This window comes from Enterobacter sp. AN-K1, assembly GCF_020971765.1.
Classification (GTDB): Bacteria; Pseudomonadota; Gammaproteobacteria; order Enterobacterales; family Enterobacteriaceae; genus Enterobacter; species Enterobacter hormaechei_C.
Window position 1 is genome coordinate 1,982,984 of sequence record NZ_CP087390.1, and the last position, 17,027, is coordinate 2,000,010.

The 17,027-nt window shown below is 54.8% G+C and carries 9 protein-coding genes, 2 tRNA genes and 3 rRNA genes; 3 read left to right on the plus strand and 11 right to left on the minus strand.

Annotated elements, in window-relative coordinates; genetic code table 11:
* The 4 genes from bcsB to bcsR are packed head-to-tail and all read right to left on the minus strand — an operon-like array spanning position 1 to position 5,999.
* On the minus strand, positions 1 to 2,424 hold the full coding sequence (gene bcsB, locus LOC22_RS09590; protein WP_071591748.1) for a cellulose biosynthesis cyclic di-GMP-binding regulatory protein BcsB: 2,424 nt from the start codon (positions 2,422 to 2,424) through the stop codon (positions 1 to 3).
* A 10-nt stretch (positions 2,425 to 2,434) separates the two neighbouring features.
* A complete protein-coding gene (gene bcsA / locus LOC22_RS09595; protein ID WP_023295581.1) occupies positions 2,435 to 5,050 on the minus strand; it encodes a UDP-forming cellulose synthase catalytic subunit in 2,616 nt (871 codons plus the stop codon).
* The gene (bcsQ, locus tag LOC22_RS09600) at positions 5,047 to 5,799 is read right to left on the minus strand and encodes a cellulose biosynthesis protein BcsQ (RefSeq protein WP_003861177.1); all 753 of its coding nucleotides are present in this window, start codon (positions 5,797 to 5,799) and stop codon (positions 5,047 to 5,049) included. The genes bcsA and bcsQ overlap by 4 nt, the downstream gene beginning before the upstream one ends.
* An 11-nt stretch (positions 5,800 to 5,810) precedes the next feature.
* Positions 5,811 to 5,999 carry a cellulose biosynthesis protein BcsR gene (gene bcsR, locus LOC22_RS09605; RefSeq protein WP_003861175.1) on the minus strand — a complete coding sequence of 63 codons (189 nt, stop codon included), beginning with the start codon at positions 5,997 to 5,999 and terminating at the stop codon, positions 5,811 to 5,813.
* A gap of 173 nt (positions 6,000 to 6,172) precedes the next feature.
* On the opposite strand from bcsR, the gene bcsE reads away from it, so the two are divergent.
* From bcsE to bcsG, 3 genes are read left to right on the plus strand one after another with little or no spacing between them, the layout of a single operon-like run.
* Positions 6,173 to 7,735, plus strand: coding sequence for a cellulose biosynthesis c-di-GMP-binding protein BcsE (gene bcsE / locus LOC22_RS09610; RefSeq protein ID WP_017693805.1), 1,563 nt, complete (start codon positions 6,173 to 6,175; stop codon positions 7,733 to 7,735).
* Positions 7,732 to 7,926 (plus strand): cellulose biosynthesis protein BcsF, encoded by a 195-nt coding sequence (bcsF, locus tag LOC22_RS09615; protein ID WP_017384193.1) that lies wholly within the window; start codon positions 7,732 to 7,734, stop codon positions 7,924 to 7,926. Before bcsE ends, bcsF begins: the two co-directional genes overlap by 4 nt.
* Positions 7,919 to 9,598 (plus strand): cellulose biosynthesis protein BcsG, encoded by a 1,680-nt coding sequence (gene bcsG, locus LOC22_RS09620; protein ID WP_032672219.1) that lies wholly within the window; start codon positions 7,919 to 7,921, stop codon positions 9,596 to 9,598. The genes bcsF and bcsG overlap by 8 nt, the downstream gene beginning before the upstream one ends.
* A gap of 35 nt (positions 9,599 to 9,633) precedes the next feature.
* On the opposite strand, the gene birA is transcribed toward bcsG, so the two are convergent.
* From birA to LOC22_RS09655, 7 genes are all read right to left on the minus strand, one after another.
* Entirely contained in the window at positions 9,634 to 10,596 is a 963-nt protein-coding gene (gene birA / locus LOC22_RS09625) for a bifunctional biotin--[acetyl-CoA-carboxylase] ligase/biotin operon repressor BirA (protein ID WP_017384195.1), read from the minus strand.
* Complete coding sequence (gene murB / locus LOC22_RS09630; protein ID WP_230239507.1) at positions 10,593 to 11,621, minus strand: UDP-N-acetylmuramate dehydrogenase; 1,029 nt, start codon at positions 11,619 to 11,621, stop codon at positions 10,593 to 10,595. Before murB ends, birA begins: the two co-directional genes overlap by 4 nt.
* Positions 11,622 to 11,755: 134 nt before the next feature.
* A 5S ribosomal RNA gene (gene rrf, locus LOC22_RS09635) occupies positions 11,756 to 11,871 on the minus strand.
* Positions 11,872 to 11,943: 72 nt separating this feature from the next.
* Positions 11,944 to 14,850: ribosomal RNA gene (locus LOC22_RS09640) — 23S ribosomal RNA — on the minus strand.
* Positions 14,851 to 15,020: 170 nt separating this feature from the next.
* A tRNA-Ala gene (locus LOC22_RS09645) sits at positions 15,021 to 15,096 on the minus strand.
* Between the two features lie 105 nt (positions 15,097 to 15,201).
* Positions 15,202 to 15,278: transfer RNA gene (locus LOC22_RS09650), tRNA-Ile, on the minus strand.
* A 70-nt stretch (positions 15,279 to 15,348) separates the two neighbouring features.
* Positions 15,349 to 16,890, minus strand: a 16S ribosomal RNA gene (locus LOC22_RS09655).
* Together the 16S, 23S and 5S rRNA genes with 2 tRNA genes alongside form the textbook arrangement of a ribosomal RNA operon.
* Between the last annotated feature and the right edge of the window lie 137 nt (positions 16,891 to 17,027).

Below are 17,027 nucleotides of genomic sequence, written 5' to 3' on the forward strand. Positions count from 1 at the left end.
TTACTCATGGTCCGGGTTAAGACGACGACGGCTGATGATTCGCAGCAGACGCCACAGTACCCACGCCAGCAGTACAACGCTGAGCGCAGCCAGCACGGCCAGCAACACCGGGTGGTTAGACAGGGCGTACCACAGGCGTTCGAACCACGGCAGATGACCGACGTAGTAGACATCCCCCACGCGCAGGCTGTTTACCCCCGACTCACGGATCACCGAGACGGAACCGAACATTGCCGCCCGTTTACCGCTGTCGTTCATGGCCGTGTTGAGTAGCTCATACCCGCGCGGGCTGTCCGCCAGCAGGGCGATAACGCTGCGCTGGTCGTTATACGGCGACTGGAAGCCGACAATCGCGGCCATCGGACCCGTTGAGCTTACGGTCGTCCTGATATTGGCCTGACGATCGCCGCTGTCCGGCATGATGCTCGGGAACTCGGTCTGACGCAGCGGCGTGTTAACCCACGACTGAGCCGCCTGCACCAGCAGATCGACGCGCTTCTCGTCTTTCAGCTTGTCCGGAATGTTGCCGATGACCATGATATCGGCATCTTTGTTCTGGATCTGGCTCCCGTCATCCGTCACCGTCACGTTGATAGCCGGCAAGCCGGTTTGCGCCCCGACGGTGCCCATGGTGTCCAGCAGCGTGGTAACCTGGCCTTCGTTGGCCGCTTTTGGCATCACGACAATCGATTCAGAGAGGTCTGCCATGCGGCTGAACGGGAAGCTGGCGTTAGCAAAGGCACGCAGATCCGGCATCGCAATAAAGTGGTAATACTTCGAGAAGTCGATCGTGGAATCATCGCCAATCACCACGTGGTTTTGCACCGGCTGGAAGGTAATACAGTTTTCCACCGATCCACCCGGCATGGGGTTCATATACTGGAAGTTAAACCGCAGCTGGTTCACCGCACCGAGCTTCAGCGCCGGGATCGACACATCGGTTTTGCCATCCAGCAGCCCCTGTAATACAGGCAGACGAAGCATCAACCGGTTTGTCTCCTGGCTGCTGGTCAGGCTGAACGATTGCAGGAACTGGTTGTTGAGGCTGATATCCATGCGCGAGCTGTCTTTGGTCGCCGGCGCGGTGTAACGGTAGTTCAGATTGATATCAATGCCGTTGGTGCGCAGCAGATAGAGATCCGGCGGCAGGTTCAGCGACAGGCTGACAGGAGAAGGTTCAAGCCCGGTTGACTGCAATTGCTCTTCATAGGTTTTCAGTTCGCCAAAGGTGATGGCCCGGTCGGTACGTACCCAGTTCGGCGCATCATAAGGCTTACGTGCCAGCAGCGGTTTCACCTCGTCCACCACAACGCTGTTACCGCGGAACAGGATATTCCCCTGCGCAATGCCTTTCGCCGCCTGCACCAGATCTTTGTCATCACGGCCGAAGATCACCAACAGCTTCACGTACGGATTGTCCGGATGGCTGATCATCTCGATGGTGGGCGCTTTCACCTCCGGATGGTCACGCAGGAAAGCCGGACGTTTGGCGTTGGTGGCAAACACGATCGCGTTTTTGTCCGGCATTTTGTCGTACATGACCGGGAAACTTTGACCACGCCAGCCGGAGCGGGAACCAAACCAGGATGCCACGATAGAGGCCGCCAGCTGTTCGGTCACATCGGGAGAGCCGGCAAAGACCATCGGCAGGTTCAGCGGACGGTTATCACGCGGGTCGAAGAACGGCACCGGGAAGGCGGAGAGATCGTTTTTCAACGCCAGCGGCTGATAGGTCATCTGAAGCGAAGAGTTACGCCCGACATCCAGCCACAGGGTGCTGCTGGCCGGGTTTTCACAGACATCGCGGTAGTGGCCGACAAACTCCAGACGTACGCGGTTAAAGTCGGTGATAAACAGCGGATTAATCGGCACCTGAGCCAGGGTTTTCTTACCCAGTTGCTCTTTGGTGACGGGCAGGACGTCCATCAGCTCGTCATTCAGATAGACCTTAAGCTGGGACTGCACCGGCAGCAGCGACGGCGATGGGGTGTATTCCAGGTTGAGCATCGCTTTCGACACGACTTCATCGCTGCGCATACCGAATTCGATACCGCCATTTGGGTTGATGCCGCGCAGAACCATGCTGCCCGGAGGAGGCGCGATCTGGGCAAACGTCAGCTTAACGTCACGCGACGGCGTATTTTCGGCAACCACCGGCGCACTGGCTCCCGGCACCCCAGGCATGACCTGCCCAACCACCGGGTTGTCGGCGGGCAGCGTATTCCCCGTCGTCGGCTGATTCGGGACGACGTTTTCCGTCTGCCCCGGCGCGGCCGTTACAACCGGATCGGTCGCTTGCGCGACGACAGGCACCGTTGGCGCGGGCGTGGCCGCTGCGTTATCAGGCGCTGCGTTAGCCACTGTTGCAGGGAGCGCACTCATCCCCATTGCCACTGCACATAACCAGGAAAGTTTTGTTTTCATCGCGTTATCATCATTGTTGAGCCATAACCGGGTCCGCCTGCTTCGCTTCATCTCGCTCAGGTCGACGCGGAATGAACGACACGACCCAGGAAACCAGTGAAGTAAGTGACCGGAAAATTAATTTCACCGACGACGGGGCAAATTCTGCAAGGTGACGATAGCCACGGAACCCCAGCTTAAGAATATCCAGCAGGCTTTCCAGAGGCTTATCCTCAGGGAAGCTGTCCTGCCAGAGAGCCCACGTATCCGCGCGGGCAAACGTACACTGCACAAAATCAATGTGTTGCTTTTTGGTCAGCGGCATCAGTTGCAGACCCACTTCATTTCCTCTCACACGCACCACCTGCGTCGGGAAGACATACTCCTGCTGGCCGCGCTTAAGCAGTAGGTTGACCTTCTGCCCCTCCAGCACCTTCGCCTGACCGTTGATCTTGATACCCAGACCGCCATCCGAAAAGTCATGTACGGTACAGGAGAAGAGATGTCCATCGTCGCGGGCAATGGCCGCTGGCATGCTTATTTCGACGCGATGCGCGCGGCGAACCTGTTTGCTCTCCACCGATACCGCCACCGCGCCACCGAGGATAATCAGGTTATAAAACACCCACGCCATACTCACGAAGACCGTCAGAATTTCGTTTTCCGGGCCGTAGAAGTAGCGCCAGATCCCAACAATCACGCCCACAATATTCAGCAGCACCAGGAAGATATAGGGCCGGGAGATCACCCAGTCGACATATTCCTCTTCCACCAGCCCGCCCTTCGCGGTGACGTTGAATTTCCCTTTATGCGGGTTAATCAGCGCCACCATGGTTGGCGGCGCGATGTACCAGGCCAGCACCGTTTCGTAAATTTCACTCCAGAAGGAGTGGCGATATTTCCCCTGAATCTTCGAGTTCGTCAGGCTGGCGTGGATCATGTGCGGCAGAACGAACAGGGCAATCATCAGCGCAGGCGCATAGATGATGTAAGCGTGAAGGAGCAGGAACGCCAGCGGCGCAGTGAGGAAGATAAGCCGTGGAATACCGGACAGGAAGTGGAACATGGCGTTGACGTAGCACAGCCGTTGCGCCAGCTTCAGCCCTTTACCCATCAGCGGGTTATCGAGCCTGAAAATTTGCACCATGCCGCGGGCCCAGCGAATACGCTGGCCGATGTGCGCCGACAGGGATTCCGTAGCCAGCCCCGCCGCCTGAGGAATACGCATGTAGGCGGAGGTATAGCCAAGACGGTGCAGACGCAGCGAGGTGTGCGCATCTTCCGTGACCGTCTCGACGGCGATCCCGCCAATTTCATCCAGCGGTTTCCGGCGGATCACCGCACAGGAGCCGCAGAAAAACGTGGCGTCCCACATGTCGTTCCCGTCCTGCACGAGTCCATAGAACAGCGTGCCCTCGTTCGGGGTTTTACGAAAACGGCCGAGGTTACGTTCAAACGGGTCCGGCGAGAAGAAGTGGTGCGGCGTCTGCATCATCGCCAGCTCTTTCTCCTTCAGGAACCAGCCCATGGTCATTTGCAGGAACGAGCGCGTTGGCACGTGGTCGCAGTCGAAAATAGAGACGAACTCCCCTTTGGCATATTTCAGCGCATTGTTGATGTTACCGGCTTTCGCGTGTTCATGCGTGGTACGGGCGATGTACTCTACCCCCACTTCGTCCGCGAACTGGCGGAACTCGGCACGGCCACCGTCATCGAGGATCCAGATTTTGATTTTATCCTTCGGCCAGTCGATACCCAGCGCGGCGTAAATGGTGTTTTTTACCACCGACAGATCTTCGTTGTAGGTCGGCACGAAGAGGTCCACCGTAGGCCACTGGGTCGTGTCTTTTGGCAGCGGCACCGGCTGTCTATTTAGCGGCCAGATAACCTGGAAGTAACCCAGCACCAGCACGATCCAGGCGTAAGTCTCAGCAAACAGCAGGACTAAGCCGCACACCAGGCTGACCGGATCGTCCCAGTTCAGCGTTGAGGTATATCGCCACCAGATGTAGCGGCAGGAAACGGTCAGCGATAGCACAATCAGCATCAGGGCAGAAAAACGCCCTGGTATGCGCCGCACCAGCAGCGCCACGCCCCACAGCAGGATCAGGAAGGTGAACTGCGCCAGCGGGTTGAAGGGCTGGGTAATACAGACCAGCGCAAGAATCAGCGAGAACACCACAACCACGCCGAGAATAAAACGCCGCAAGCCCGGGTGTAGGTGCCCGAGCTCTTTGTGGTTATCTAAATGACCCGTTTTGTCGCCCACCCGGTCAGGTAGCCGGTCAAGCCACTGGTGGTAGTGTTCACGCAGGTTCTGCACACGATCGAAGCTGCGCCAGCGGGACGTTTTTTTCTCCGCGCCCGTTGAGGTCGTTAGTAGCCAGATGGACTGAATAGCGTAGCGCGCGGGATCCAGCGGACGCGGCTTGTCAGGGTTGATATGCGGATAGAGTTCACCGTGGCGCGCACGAATGCGTTGCCAGCGGGGATGTTCGAGGGGGATGAACATCCACGCCAGAATCATCCACAAACAGCCCAGCGCAGCGCTCAGCGACGAGGCGCCGTGATGACGGTAATGGCGGTAGCGTTCACTTAAGCGCGAACTGACCGGCGGAATGAGCAGCCAGTTAGTCAGGCGGCTCATACTGAACTCCCGGCAGGCTCCGGCCGTTTAGCAAAGTGCAGCAGACACCAGTTGGCCAGCGTCAGGATCTCTTCCGCCGCCAGTGAATCGCTACGGTACTCCCCGAGAGGTTGTTTGGACGCGAGGCACTCCGCCATCGCTTCGTCACGATGGATCACCATCGGCAACAGGCGGCGCTGACTCTGGAGCCAGACCTGGTAGAGATCGTCCTGGATCTGGCTGCCAATGCGCAGATCGTTGATCAGAATATGGGCATTGGCAGGCATCGGCTGCTGATGCAGACGGATATGACAATTCGCATCTACGTTCGCGATGGAGAGCACATGGTCGCACTGCGCCAGCAGCTGGCGGGTCAGCGACGCGGCACCGTGCGGCAGGTCCAGCAGGATCCACTGATAGTGCCCGCTCTCTTTCAGGCTCTGCAATGCGGTGATGAAGCGAGAGAACAGGCGCTGGTACGCGGCTTCATTCCCGCGCTCGGTTTCGGTCAATTGACCAAAGGGAAGCAAATCGAGCTGGGAGGTATAACGCAAACCCGCATCCCGCCAGTCTTTATCGTCCAGAAGCGCGCGTCCCCAGCCGTTTGCATGCGTAAAGTCGACATTGAATGACATGCGCAGCAAATTATCGGAACAGGCATCAATGACCAGTACCGATTCACCTAATACCTGCAATGACCACGCCAGCGCCGCGGTAACGGAAGTTGTACCCACCCCACCACGGACGCCCTGTAATCCTAGTACAGCCATCAATGGCTTCCTTATTGTTGTTGGGCAAACTCAGCTAATAACGGCCAACGTTTAATAGCCGCCGCCAACTGTTCACGCTGGGAAATATCGGTGTAATCTATTTCAGGCAAAGAAAAAGCCTGCGTGAGTGCCAAAAAATCGTTCTGGAATGTGTAACCCAGACTTGAGTCGACTGGGGTTGCGGGTTCGTTATTTTGCATTCTTTTTTCATCCCTTTGAGTAAAATCATAAGATTCAGATGCAGCGAGGCGTCCTGCCATTAAATTTCATTTACATGCTAAATCTGATGTTCTTTAATTTCAATGTTAGGTTTATTTCTACGCTTTCGCTAGTAAACTGAGAGACATAGAAATTCGACGAAAAGAGGGACACCGTGGACTCCATATTTTCTATTGGCATCCAGTCATTATGGGACGAATTGCGCCACATGCCAGTCGGAGGAGTCTGGTGGGTTAATACGGATCGTAATGAAGATGCCATCAGTCTGGTAAACCAGACGATAGCGGCGCAGGGGAAGGATTCCCGCGTGGCCGTCATTACGATGGGCGAAGAGCCGAAGTCAATCATCAGGCTCGACAGTGACCGTGGGCCCCAGACAGTACGATTATTTTCCATGCCTGCGGAGGCTGACAGTCTATACTTTTTACCCCGCGATATTCAGTGTTCTATTGTTCCCGAACACTATTTACTGATTCTAAAATGCTCTAATAACGGCCTGCAAAATATCCCGTCTGAAAAACTGCTGAAATGGCTGGAAAGAATCAACAGATGGGCAAAAAATCAAAATTGCACCTTATTGGTTGTTAACCCAGGCAGTAATAATGACAAGCTTTTTTCACTTTTAATGAGTGAATACCGTTCCCTCTATGGCCTGGCCAGTATTCGTGTCCAGACCGACAGCCATCTTTACGACGTGGCTTTCTGGTGCAATGAAAAAGGGGTGAGCTCCCGACAACAACTTACCCTCAAACATGTCGGGGATGAGTGGCATCTTGCTCAACAAGAAGAAACAGTAGTTCAGCCACGCAGTGATGAAAAACGCGTTCTGAGCCATATTGCGGTACTGGAAGGTGCGCCTGCACTGTCTGAGCACTGGTCACTGTTCGATACCAATGAAGCCTTATTTGATGAGGCGCGCACCACGCAGGCGGCGACCATTATCTTCTCGTTGATCCAGAATAACCAAATCGAAACGCTGGCAAGGCACATTCACACATTACGTCGCCAGCGCGGCAGCGCGTTAAAAATTGTGGTGCGTGAAAATAATACCAGCCTGCGCGCCACCGATGAGCGCTTATTACTGGGCTGCGGCGCGAATATGGTCATTCCGTGGAATGCTCCCCTGTCGCGCTGTCTGACGCTGATCGAAAGCATCCAGGGCCAGCAGTTTAATCGACATGTTCCGGAAGATATCAGCACCCTGCTTTCAATGACGCAGCCGATGAAACTGCGCGGCTACCAGAAATGGGACACCTTCTGCGATGCGGTGGGCAACATGATGAGCAATACGCTGTTACCGGCAGACGGAAAAGGGGTGATGGTTGCCCTGCGCCCCGTGCCGGGTATTCGCGTTGAGCAGGCGCTCACTCTGTGCCGCCCTAACCGTATCGGGGACATCATGACCATTGGCGATAACCGCCTGGTGCTGTTCCTCTCCTTCTGCCGGGTGAACGATCTGGATACTGCGCTTAACCATATCTTCCCGCTTCCTACCGCGGATATCTTCTCGAACCGTATGGTCTGGTTTGAAGATAACCTGATCGCGGCTGAGCTTGTCCAGATGCGTGCCCTGCCACCTGAAAAGTGGGCCAAACCGTTGCCTGTCACAAGCGGCGCCAAACCGGTTCTGAACGCGAAACATGACGGGCATGTCTGGCGACGGGTACCCGAGCCGCTACGCTTACTGGATGAGAACAAGGAGAGCGCGCCATTATGAATATCAGCGATATCATCCAACTGGTTGTTCTGTGCGCGCTGATTTTTTTGCCGCTTGGCTACTATGCACGCCATTCCCTGCGCCGTATTCGCGATACGATCAGATTACTGTTCGTCAAACCTCGCTATATTAAACCCGCCGGAACACTGACTCGCGCTCCGAACGTCAAGGCAAACCGAAAACATGACTAATTCTACCTATACCTCTTCGGCGCCCTCGCCACTCTGGCAATACTGGCGCGGCCTGTCCGGCTGGAATTTCTACTTTCTGGTGAAGTTTGGTCTGCTGTGGGCAGGCTATCTTAATTTCCACCCTCTGCTTAACCTGGTGTTTATGGCATTCCTGCTGATGCCAATCCCGAACCTCAGGCTGCACCGTATACGTCACTGGGTCGCTATCCCCATCGGTTTCGCCCTGTTCTGGCATGATACCTGGCTGCCCGGCCCTGAAAGCATCATGAGCCAGGGCTCCCAGGTCGCAGGTTTCAGTGCGGACTATATGCTCGATCTGGTTGAGCGCTTTATTAACTGGCAGATGATTGGCGCGGTATTTGTCCTGCTGGTCGCCTGGCTGTTCCTGTCTCAGTGGATCCGGGTGACGGTGTTTGTCGTCGCGATTATGATCTGGCTTAACGTCCTGACGCTGACGGGCCCGAGCTTCTCGCTGTGGCCAGCCGGTCAGCCGACGACAACCGTGACCACCACGGGCGGTTCCGCCGCCGCGACCGTTGCGACAGCAGGGGATACGCCTGTGGTTGGGGATATTCCTGCGCAGACTGCACCGCCGACATCCACTAACCTGAACGCGTGGCTCTCCAGTTTTTACGCTGCGGAAGATAAGCGTCAGACGAAATTCCCGGACGCGCTGCCTGCCGATGCTCAGCCGTTTGAGCTGCTGGTCATTAACATCTGTTCTCTGTCCTGGGCTGACGTTGACGCGGCTGGTTTGATGTCGCACCCGCTGTGGTCGCATTTCGATATTCAGTTTAAGGACTTCAACTCGGCCACGTCGTACAGCGGCCCGGCGGCTATCCGCCTGCTGCGCGCCAGCTGCGGACAGCCTTCGCATAAGAACCTCTACCAGCCGGCAGCTAACCAGTGTTATCTGTTTGATAACCTCGCAAAACTGGGCTTTACCCAGCACCTGATGATGGGCCATAACGGTCAGTTCGGTAACTTCCTGAAAGAAGTGCGTGAACAGGGTGGCATGCAGGCCCCGCTGATGGACCAGAAAGGGCTGCCGGTAACGTTGCTGGGCTTTGATGGCTCGCCGGTGTATGACGATACCGCCGTGCTTCAGCGCTGGTTAGATACCGTCGGCAAAGAGGAAGGGACACGTAGTGCGACGTTCTATAACACGCTGCCGCTGCACGACGGGAACCATTATCCCGGCGTGAGTAAAACGGCCGATTATAAGGCCCGTGCTCAGAAGTTCTTTGACGAGCTGAACGCGTTCTTCAACGAGCTGGAAAAATCAGGTCGCAAAGTGATGGTGGTGGTAGTACCAGAACACGGAGGGGCGCTGAAAGGCGACAGGATGCAGGTGTCTGGTCTGCGCGATATCCCAAGCCCGTCCATCACTAACGTTCCGGCCGGGATTAAGTTCTTTGGCATGAAGGCGCCGCATCAGGGAGCGCCCATTGAAATCACCCAGCCAAGCAGCTATCTGGCTATCTCGGAACTGGTTGCTCGCGCTGTAGACGGTAAGCTGTTTGTGGAAGATAGCGTGAACTGGGATCAACTCACCAGCGGGCTGCCGCAGACGGCGGAGGTATCGGAAAACGCCAATGCGGTGGTGATCCAGTATCAGAATAAGCCTTATGTCCGACTGAATGCCGGGGATTGGGTGCCGTATCCGCAGTGATGACCTGCTACACCCTCTCCCCTGTGGGGAGAGGGTTACTCCGCACTTCGTAACGAAATTTCACCGCCCACCCAGGGCTTAATCACGCCATCCTGTTCAAGAAGCAACGCGCCCTGCGCGTCAATGCCGCGTGATGTGCCGTAAATCTCTTTATCCCCAATCAGCAGCTTCACCGGTCGGTTAATAAAGTTATCCAGTTTTTCCCAGCGGGACAGGAATGGCGCTAACCCCTCTTGTTCAAAGAGCGTCAGCGAACTACGCAACTCATTGATCATGCGGACGGCAAGCGTATTGCGATCGATGGTGATCCCCGCTTCCTGCAAGTTGGTCCAGGCCTGGTTCACGACATCGTTCTGCACGTTTCGCATCACCATGTTCAGTCCCGCCCCAATGACGATCTGTGCGGCATCGCCTGTTTTTCCCGTCAGTTCAACCAGGATCCCCGCCAGCTTTCGATCGTTGAGATACAGATCGTTGGGCCATTTTACCCGCACCTGATCGGCACCCAGATCGTGCAGCACCTCTGCCATCACAATGCCGATGACCAGGCTCAGCCCGATGGCCGCAGCTGGCCCCTGTTCAAGCCGCCAGTACATGGAAAGGTAGAGGTTGGCGCCAAATGGTGAGAACCACTTACGCCCCCGGCGGCCACGTCCTGCCTGTTGGTACTCGGCAACGCAGGCATCACCGGATTTCAGCTCGCTCAGGCGATCCAGCAGATACTGGTTCGTCGAATCAATGACCGGCAATACCGCGACGTTACCGTGCCCAATCTGGCTGCGGATGACCTCTTCATTCAGTAACTGGATCGGTTCCGGCAGGCTGTAGCCTTTTCCCGGCACCGTAAACACATCCACGCCCCAGTCGCGGAGCGTTTGAATATGCTTATTGATCGCAGCACGGCTCATGCCCAGCTGTTCGCCCAGCTGCTCGCCAGAATGAAACTCGCCATCGGCAAGGATACCGATGAGAGTTAACGGAATAGTATTGTCCTTCACGCAATGGTCTCCACGGCATTCACTTCGCCCGTTCGGCCAATAAAGCGAACTTCAGGCTCCAGCCAGACGTTGAATTTTTCGCCCACGCGCTGGCGAACATGATGCGCCAGGTTGACGATATCCTCACTTGTCGCGTTGGACTGGTTGATCAGTACCAGCGCCTGCTGACGATGAACAGCAGCGCCACCAAGAGTCGTACCTTTTAATTCACACTGATCGATAAGCCAGCCTGCGGCCAGCTTCACGCTACCATCCGCCTGAGGATAATGCGGGGCCGTTGGCCAGCCGGCGAGAAACGCTTTTGCATTTTCGCTGCTGATCACCGGGTTTTTGAAGAAACTACCCGCATTTCCGTTTACTTTCGGGTCCGGGAGCTTGGTCATTCGCATGTGGCAAACGGAATCAAATACCTCACGCGGTGTGACGGTAGCCGGGTCGAGACGGGTCAGATCGCCGTAAGTCAGAGCGGGTTTCCAGGCTTTCGCCAGGCGCAGGCCAACGGCCACAATGACGAAACGATCCTGATAGTCGTGCTTGAAAATGCTGTCGCGATAGCCAAAGCGGCACTGCTCTGCGGTTAAGCGTTGAGCATTTCCGGTCGCGAGTTCGATGCAGTCGACATATTCGCAGACGTGTTTCAGTTCGATGCCGTAGGCACCGATGTTTTGAATAGGAGATGATCCTGCACAGCCCGGGATCAGAGCCAGGTTTTCCAGCCCTGGCATCCCTTTTTCAAGGGTATATTGCACCAGATGGTGCCAGTTCTCGCCAGCACCCACGTGTAAATGCCAACTGTCAGCGCTCTCTTTACGCTCAATCCCCATGATGCGATTGACGATTACCGTCCCCGCAAAATCATCGAGAAACAGGACATTACTTCCTTCGCCCAGAATAAGTACGGGTTCACCGTTTTCTGTTGCGTTTTGCCATGCATTCAGCAACTGCTGAGCACTGTCGGCACGTACAATTTGATTAGCATTCCGTTGAATACCAAAGGTATTCCAGGGCTTAAGGGAGTGATTCATAGACGCTATCCTGATGCAAAAACCGGGATAGTTTACCGTATATATGGGGGGATGGGTGATTTGTTTATGGAAAGGAAGCAGGTGCAGAAACGCAAAAAGGCCATCCTTCCGGATGGCCTCTTCACTTGTTTGATGCCTGGCAGTTCCCTACTCTCACATGGGGAGACCCCACACTACCATCGGCGCTACGGCGTTTCACTTCTGAGTTCGGCATGGGGTCAGGTGGGACCACCGCGCTAAAGCCGCCAGGCAAATTCTGTTAATCTGTATCAAAGCTGAAATTTGATTGTCTGTCTCTTCGCCAAAACACCTTCGGCGTTGTAAGGTTAAGCCTCACGGTTCATTAGTATCGGTTAGCTCAACGCATCGCTGCGCTTACACACCCGACCTATCAACGTCGTCGTCTTCAACGTTCCTTCAGGAGACTTAAAGTCTCAGGGAGAACTCATCTCGGGGCAAGTTTCGTGCTTAGATGCTTTCAGCACTTATCTCTTCCGCATTTAGCTACCGGGCAGTGCCATTGGCATGACAACCCGAACACCAGTGATGCGTCCACTCCGGTCCTCTCGTACTAGGAGCAGCCCCCCTCAATTCTCCAGCGCCCACGGCAGATAGGGACCGAACTGTCTCACGACGTTCTAAACCCAGCTCGCGTACCACTTTAAATGGCGAACAGCCATACCCTTGGGACCTACTTCAGCCCCAGGATGTGATGAGCCGACATCGAGGTGCCAAACACCGCCGTCGATATGAACTCTTGGGCGGTATCAGCCTGTTATCCCCGGAGTACCTTTTATCCGTTGAGCGATGGCCCTTCCATTCAGAACCACCGGATCACTATGACCTGCTTTCGCACCTGCTCGCGCCGTCACGCTCGCAGTCAAGCTGGCTTATGCCATTGCACTAACCTCCTGATGTCCGACCAGGATTAGCCAACCTTCGTGCTCCTCCGTTACTCTTTGGGAGGAGACCGCCCCAGTCAAACTACCCACCAGACACTGTCCGCAACCCGGGTAACGGGTCTACGTTAGAACACCAGCCATTAAAGGGTGGTATTTCAAGGTTGGCTCCACGCAGACTGGCGTCCACGCTTCAAAGCCTCCCACCTATCCTACACATCAAGGACCAGTGTTCAGTGTCAAGCTATAGTAAAGGTTCACGGGGTCTTTCCGTCTTGCCGCGGGTACACTGCATCTTCACAGCGAGTTCAATTTCACTGAGTCTCGGGTGGAGACAGCCTGGCCATCATTACGCCATTCGTGCAGGTCGGAACTTACCCGACAAGGAATTTCGCTACCTTAGGACCGTTATAGTTACGGCCGCCGTTTACCGGGGCTTCGATCAAGAGCTTCGCGTTGCCGCTAACCCCATCAATTAACCTTCCGGCACCGGGCAGGCGTCACACCGTATACGTCCACTTTCGTGTTTGCACAGTGCTGTGTTTTTAATAAACAGTTGCAGCCAGCTGGTATCTTCGACTGATTTCAGCTCCACCCGCAGGGGCTTCACCTACACATCAGCGTGCCTTCTCCCGAAGTTACGGCACCATTTTGCCTAGTTCCTTCACCCGAGTTCTCTCAAGCGCCTTGGTATTCTCTACCTGACCACCTGTGTCGGTTTGGGGTACGATTTCGTGTTACCTGATGCTTAGAGGCTTTTCCTGGAAGCAGGGCATTTATCACTTCAGCACCGTAGTGCCTCGTCATCACACCTCAGCGTTAACAAGGTACCGGATTTACCTGGAACCTCCGCCTACATGCTTAAACCGGGACAACCGTCGCCCGGCTGACATAGCCTTCTCCGTCCCCCCTTCGCAGTAACACCAAGTACAGGAATATTAACCTGTTTCCCATCGACTACGCCTTTCGGCCTCGCCTTAGGGGTCGACTCACCCTGCCCCGATTAACGTTGGACAGGAACCCTTGGTCTTCCGGCGTGCGGGCTTTTCACCCGCATTATCGTTACTTATGTCAGCATTCGCACTTCTGATACCTCCAGCAACCCTCACAGGCCACCTTCAACGGCTTACAGAACGCTCCCCTACCCAACAACGCATAAGCGTCGCTGCCGCAGCTTCGGTGCATGGTTTAGCCCCGTTACATCTTCCGCGCAGGCCGACTCGACCAGTGAGCTATTACGCTTTCTTTAAATGATGGCTGCTTCTAAGCCAACATCCTGGCTGTCTGTGCCTTCCCACATCGTTTCCCACTTAACCATGACTTTGGGACCTTAGCTGGCGGTCTGGGTTGTTTCCCTCTTCACGACGGACGTTAGCACCCGCCGTGTGTCTCCCGTGATAACATTCTTCGGTATTCGTAGTTTGCATCGGGTTGGTAAGCCGGGATGGCCCCCTAGCCGAAACAGTGCTCTACCCCCGAAGATGAGTTCACGAGGCGCTACCTAAATAGCTTTCGGGGAGAACCAGCTATCTCCCGGTTTGATTGGCCTTTCACCCCCAGCCACAGGTCATCCGCTAATTTTTCAACATTAGTCGGTTCGGTCCTCCAGTTAGTGTTACCCAACCTTCAACCTGCCCATGGCTAGATCACCGGGTTTCGGGTCTATACCCTGCAACTTAACGCCCAGTTAAGACTCGGTTTCCCTTCGGCTCCCCTATACGGTTAACCTTGCTACAGAATATAAGTCGCTGACCCATTATACAAAAGGTACGCAGTCACCCCATAAAAGAGGCTCCCACTGCTTGTACGTACACGGTTTCAGGTTCTTTTTCACTCCCCTCGCCGGGGTTCTTTTCGCCTTTCCCTCACGGTACTGGTTCACTATCGGTCAGTCAGGAGTATTTAGCCTTGGAGGATGGTCCCCCCATATTCAGACAGGATACCACGTGTCCCGCCCTACTCTTCGAGTTCACAGCATGTGTGCTTTCGTGTACGGGACTATCACCCTGTACCGTCGGACTTTCCAGACCGTTCCACTAACACACAAGCTGATTCAGACTCCGGGCTGCTCCCCGTTCGCTCGCCGCTACTGGGGGAATCTCGGTTGATTTCTTTTCCTCGGGGTACTTAGATGTTTCAGTTCCCCCGGTTCGCCTCGTTAACCTATGTATTCAGTTAACGATAGTGCAACGGATTGCACTGGGTTTCCCCATTCGGACATCGCCGGGTCAAAGGTTCATATCACCTCGCCGGCGCTTTTCGCAGATTAGCACGTCCTTCATCGCCTCTGACTGCCAGGGCATCCACCGTGTACGCTTAGTCGCTTAACCTCACAACCCGAAGATGTTTCACTTCTGATTGCGAAAATTTGAGAGACTCGAACACACATGAGCTGTGTGTCGTTTCAATTTTCAGCTTGATCCAGATTTTTAAAGAGCAAAACTTCGCAGTGCACCTTTTCAGGTTCACTCTGAAGTTTTCTTGTGTTCGCAGTAAAAGATGGTGGAGCTATGCGGGATCGAACCGCAGACCTCCTGCGTGCAAGGCAGGCGCTCTCCCAGCTGAGCTATAGCCCCATCGTAGTCACCTCTGTACCGGTAATTTTTGTTGAGGCAAGGTGTGGTGACACGAAGCATACTTATGTATGTGAGTGTCGCCGCAACGCAGCATCAGCAAAAATTTGGTAGGCCTGAGTGGACTTGAACCACCGACCTCACCCTTATCAGGGGTGCGCTCTAACCACCTGAGCTACAAGCCTGTAGAGGTTTTTTACTGCTGTTTTTCATCAGACAATCTGTGTGAGCACTGCAAAGGCAGGTTCTTTAAGGTAAGGAGGTGATCCAACCGCAGGTTCCCCTACGGTTACCTTGTTACGACTTCACCCCAGTCATGAATCACAAAGTGGTAAGCGCCCTCCCGAAGGTTAAGCTACCTACTTCTTTTGCAACCCACTCCCATGGTGTGACGGGCGGTGTGTACAAGGCCCGGGAACGTATTCACCGTGGCATTCTGATCCACGATTACTAGCGATTCCGACTTCATGGAGTCGAGTTGCAGACTCCAATCCGGACTACGACGCACTTTATGAGGTCCGCTTGCTCTCGCGAGGTCGCTTCTCTTTGTATGCGCCATTGTAGCACGTGTGTAGCCCTACTCGTAAGGGCCATGATGACTTGACGTCATCCCCACCTTCCTCCAGTTTATCACTGGCAGTCTCCTTTGAGTTCCCGGCCTAACCGCTGGCAACAAAGGATAAGGGTTGCGCTCGTTGCGGGACTTAACCCAACATTTCACAACACGAGCTGACGACAGCCATGCAGCACCTGTCTCAGAGTTCCCGAAGGCACCAAAGCATCTCTGCTAAGTTCTCTGGATGTCAAGAGTAGGTAAGGTTCTTCGCGTTGCATCGAATTAAACCACATGCTCCACCGCTTGTGCGGGCCCCCGTCAATTCATTTGAGTTTTAACCTTGCGGCCGTACTCCCCAGGCGGTCGACTTAACGCGTTAGCTCCGGAAGCCACGCCTCAAGGGCACAACCTCCAAGTCGACATCGTTTACGGCGTGGACTACCAGGGTATCTAATCCTGTTTGCTCCCCACGCTTTCGCACCTGAGCGTCAGTCTTTGTCCAGGGGGCCGCCTTCGCCACCGGTATTCCTCCAGATCTCTACGCATTTCACCGCTACACCTGGAATTCTACCCCCCTCTACAAGACTCTAGCCTGCCAGTTTCGAATGCAGTTCCCAGGTTGAGCCCGGGGATTTCACATCCGACTTGACAGACCGCCTGCGTGCGCTTTACGCCCAGTAATTCCGATTAACGCTTGCACCCTCCGTATTACCGCGGCTGCTGGCACGGAGTTAGCCGGTGCTTCTTCTGCGGGTAACGTCAATCGACAAGGTTATTAACCTTATCGCCTTCCTCCCCGCTGAAAGTACTTTACAACCCGAAGGCCTTCTTCATACACGCGGCATGGCTGCATCAGGCTTGCGCCCATTGTGCAATATTCCCCACTGCTGCCTCCCGTAGGAGTCTGGACCGTGTCTCAGTTCCAGTGTGGCTGGTCATCCTCTCAGACCAGCTAGGGATCGTCGCCTAGGTGAGCCGTTACCCCACCTACTAGCTAATCCCATCTGGGCACATCCGATGGCAAGAGGCCCGAAGGTCCCCCTCTTTGGTCTTGCGACGTTATGCGGTATTAGCTACCGTTTCCAGTAGTTATCCCCCTCCATCAGGCAGTTTCCCAGACATTACTCACCCGTCCGCCACTCGTCAGCGAAGCAGCAAGCTGCTTCCTGTTACCGTTCGACTTGCATGTGTTAGGCCTGCCGCCAGCGTTCAATCTGAGCCATGATCAAACTCTTCAATTTAAAAGTTTGATGCTCAATGAATTAAACTTCGTAATGAATTACGTGTTCACTCGTTGAGACTTGGTATTCATTTAGTGTCCGAGGACATTAAGAATCCATGTCACTTTGAGTGCCCACACAGATTGTCTGATAAATTG